The sequence below is a fragment of the Protofrankia coriariae genome (genome assembly GCF_001017755.1).
In the GTDB taxonomy this organism is placed as follows: domain Bacteria; phylum Actinomycetota; class Actinomycetes; order Frankiales; family Frankiaceae; genus Protofrankia; species Protofrankia coriariae.
On the sequence record NZ_JWIO01000027.1, the window covers coordinates 69,235 to 72,673 of the forward strand.

Annotated in this window: 5 protein-coding genes (1 of these 5 cut by a window edge); 3 read left to right on the plus strand and 2 right to left on the minus strand. The window is 69.3% G+C overall.

Features of this window, described 5'->3' with window-relative positions:
* Positions 1-116: 116 nt before the first annotated feature.
* On the minus strand, positions 117-506 hold the full coding sequence (locus FrCorBMG51_RS28395; protein ID WP_162233231.1) for an RNA polymerase sigma factor: 390 nt from the start codon (positions 504-506) through the stop codon (positions 117-119).
* Positions 484-768 carry an RNA polymerase sigma factor gene (locus FrCorBMG51_RS32625; protein ID WP_052914745.1) on the minus strand — a complete coding sequence of 95 codons (285 nt, stop codon included), beginning with the start codon at positions 766-768 and terminating at the stop codon, positions 484-486. Before FrCorBMG51_RS32625 ends, FrCorBMG51_RS28395 begins: the two co-directional genes overlap by 23 nt.
* 302 nt (positions 769-1,070) lie before the next feature.
* Here FrCorBMG51_RS32625 and FrCorBMG51_RS31505 point away from each other — a divergent pair, with 302 nt between their 5' ends.
* The 3 genes from FrCorBMG51_RS31505 to FrCorBMG51_RS16250 form a co-directional block, all read left to right on the plus strand.
* Positions 1,071-1,259 (plus strand): type II toxin-antitoxin system RelE family toxin, encoded by a 189-nt coding sequence (locus FrCorBMG51_RS31505; RefSeq protein WP_235433633.1) that lies wholly within the window; start codon positions 1,071-1,073, stop codon positions 1,257-1,259.
* A gap of 80 nt (positions 1,260-1,339) precedes the next feature.
* Positions 1,340-1,846: a hypothetical protein gene (locus FrCorBMG51_RS16245; protein WP_139342352.1), complete on the plus strand. Its 507-nt coding sequence runs from the start codon at positions 1,340-1,342 to the stop codon at positions 1,844-1,846.
* A gap of 388 nt (positions 1,847-2,234) precedes the next feature.
* Positions 2,235-3,439: the 5' portion of a mannosyltransferase YkcB-related protein gene (locus FrCorBMG51_RS16250; RefSeq protein WP_476742183.1), read on the plus strand. The gene runs 640 nt beyond the window's last position; the window shows 1,205 of its 1,845 coding nt (coding positions 1-1,205); it begins with the start codon at positions 2,235-2,237; the stop codon falls past the right edge of the window.

Genomic DNA, 3,439 nt, shown 5'->3' on the forward strand with positions numbered 1-3,439 from the left:
GGGCCGGCTCGGAAGCCGCCACGACGTGGCGTTCGAGCAGTTCCTGGCGCTGTGCCAGACGATCCGCCGGGATGGCCCGTTGCGGCGGAAGCCGCGGAAAATCCAGATCGGACATGTCACGCCCCTTCCCGACCGTGTCGGCCTGTGACCGGTATCGCCGGATCAATGGATTCCTGAACCGCGCCCGTCCCCGCGGCCCGGGTCTTCGCGAGCCGGGCACGGGCACGGGCCAGCCGCGACCGGACCGTTCCCACCGGAACGCCCAGAGCGACCGCGGCTTCCGCATAACTCAGACCGGCCATCGCCACCAGGGCGACGACATCCCGCTCACCACGGTTCAGGACCGCGAGCTCGCGCAGAATGTCCCGCATCCGTTGCTCGTCGTCGAGCCGCGCCACCACCTCGTCGGCGGGATCGGGCTCCACCTCCGCGGGCGGCAGCCGGTACAGCGCCGCGTCGTAACGACGGGCGGCCCGCGTCTGGTTACGCACCACGTTCGTCGCCACCCCGAGCAGCCACGGGCGCAACGAGCCGGAGAGAGCGACCGCGTCGGCCCGCCGCCGCCACGCCNNNGTCGGCCCGCCGCCGCCACGCCTCCAGGAAGACCACGGACGTCGCGTCCTCCGCGCCGCTCCACGAACCGAGCCGGCGGAAGCAGTAGGTGTAGACGGCACTGGAGTGCGCGCGGAACAAAAGCCCGAACGCCGTCCCGTCCCCGGACCGGGCCCGCGCAAGCAGCTCACCGTCATCAGCCGGCTCAGGCGTCATCGATCGCTCTCATACCTCGTAATGTCCGCACGAGCTCGTCAAGTTCCCAGCGAACCACCGTTTCCAGGACGCAAGCTTCGGCGGCTCGCGGGGCTCCGGAGTCCCGATCCGCATCGGCCCCGAGACGGCGGCCGAAGAATCTTTCGGCAGGTTGATCACCAACGGCATCCATGCGCTCGCGACCTGTTCACGCCTACAGGCACCGTGAATCGCCACGGTGGCAGCCCTCACCGGTCACGGTATCGATCGGATGCGGACGGTCACGGAGGGGCCCACGACCGTTGCCAGGAACGGGGAGCAGAGTGGAGTTTCTCACCACCGTCCTGGCTGAAGCTCCGCACAGAACAGGCAAGCCCCTGCGCTTCGATCTCGAAGGAATGTGGGCGGCCCGCCGAGGCACCTATCGCATCCTCTATCGGATCAATGATGACAAGCACGAAGTCGTCGTCCTCCGCGTCGAGCACCGCCGGGATGCCTACCGACCACTGTGACCCGCTACCGATTTTCTTCGCGTATGGCGGATCACCCATGGCAGGAGGGAGCGGGTGGGAATCTTTGCACTCGCGGTTACGTGAAGTTGGTACTGAGGGGTGTGGAATCTTTGCATCAGACGTTGCGGAATCTCGGCAGTCTGCCGCTGCGGGCACCACCCGACCCGCCCGATCTGCGGGACTACGTCGAGCTGGCGTTGCGCGGCGGTTTCCCGAAAGAAGAAGAGGTGTTCGGTATGCAACGGCACGGGGAAGGTGTAAGCAGAGCCGATTTCATTCCTGATGTGATCTGGGTGAACGGTGAGGGCTCATGGATGGTTCCGCTGAATCGGGCCGAAGAACCCGAACGCTGGCAGGCCGCGGTTGACAGCGACGCACCCGTCATCATCCAGGTCGACGACGGAGCCGACACGTACGGTGTCAGCAGAGGCATCTTCCCGACGAGCTCGAGCAGCGCTCCCGGTGTCATGAATCGGCCGCCTGGAACTGAGCAGACTGACCTGGGCAGACCTGGACAGGCTCTCAGTCGGCTCCCAGGCTCGCATCAGGTCAGCGTCAGGCTGAAACCCCACTATCAGGTCCCATGACGGTGACTCTCGACCTTCGACAGCAGCCCGGACCGACGGCGAGGATCCGGCCATGACCACGACCGTTCCCGAGCGGGCGGGCATTCCGCCCGCCCCGGCCGCGGCACCCGGCCGCCCCGGCGCCGGTTCCCGGGCGGGGGGCCGGTGGGCGCGAAGCCTCCTGCGCGGCCGGGAGAGCGATCCGGCATGGGTGCGTCTCGCGCTGCTCGCCCTGCTGGCCGGGACGGCCGTGCTCTACATCTGGGGGCTCGGCGCCTCCGGCTGGGCGAACAGTTTCTACAGCGCCGCCGTCCAGGCAGGGTCGTCGAACCTGACGGCGTTCTTCTTCGGCTCCTCGGACGCCGCGAACTTCATCACCGTGGACAAGCCACCGGCATCACTGTGGGTGATGGACATCTCGGTGCGTATCTTCGGGCTGAGCTCGTGGAGCGTGCTCGTCCCGCAGGCGCTGGAAGGTGTCGCCGCCGTCGGGGTGCTGTACGTGACCGTCCGGCGCTGGTTCTCCCCGGCCGCGGCGCTGCTGTCCGCGGCCGTGTTCGCGCTGACACCGGCCGCGGTGCTGATGTTCCGGTTCAACAACCCCGACGCGCTGCTCGTCCTGCTGCTGCTCCTCGGCGCCTACGCGACCGTCCGGGCGGCGGAGACGGGCAGCGCCAGATGGCTGGTCTGGGCGGGGGTCTTCGTCGGGTTCGGCTTCCTCGCGAAGATGATACAGGCGTTCCTGGTCGTGCCGGTCTTCGCGGCCACCTACCTGCTGGCCGCGCCGATATCGCTGCGGCGCAGGATCGGTCGGCTGTTGCTGTCCGGGGTGGCGATGTTCGTCGCCGCCGGCTGGTGGGTGGCGGCCGTGGAGCTGTGGCCGAAGGGCTCCCGGCCCTACGTCGGCGGCTCGCAGAACAACAGCATCCTCAACCTCATCTTCGGCTACAACGGCTTCGGACGGCTCAACGGCAACGAGGCCGGCAGCGTCGGCGGAGGCGGCGGCACCGGCGGCCGCTGGGGGGAGACCGGCCTGACCAGGATGTTCAACACGGAGATGGGCGGGCAGATCTCCTGGCTCATCCCCGCGGCACTGATCATCATGGTGGCCGTGATCGCGATGCGCGGGCGCGCCCCACGCACCGACCGGACCAGGGCCGCGCTGCTGCTCTGGGGCGGCTGGCTGGTCGTCACCGGCGTCACCCTGAGCCTCGCCAAAGGGATCATCCACCCCTACTACACGATCGCGCTCGCGCCGGCGGCCGCGGCCGTCGTCGGCATCGGCGGCGTCCACCTGTGGCGCGAACGCGACCGGCTCGGGTCCTGCCTGGTCCTGGCGGCCGCGGTCACCGCCACGACGGCGTGGTCGTACGTCCTGCTGCACCGGACGCCCGACTGGCAGCCGTGGCTGCGAGCGCTCGTGATCGCTGTCGGTGCCGTGGCGATCGTCACGCTGATCCTCACGCTGGTGCTTCCCGCGCGTCCGGCACGTCGCGCCGCGACGGTGCTGGCCGCCGCCGGCATCCTGGTGACGCTGATCGGGCCCGCGGCCTACGCGGTCGAGACGGCCGCCACCCCCCACGCCGGCGCCCTCCCGTCGGCGGGGCCCACCGG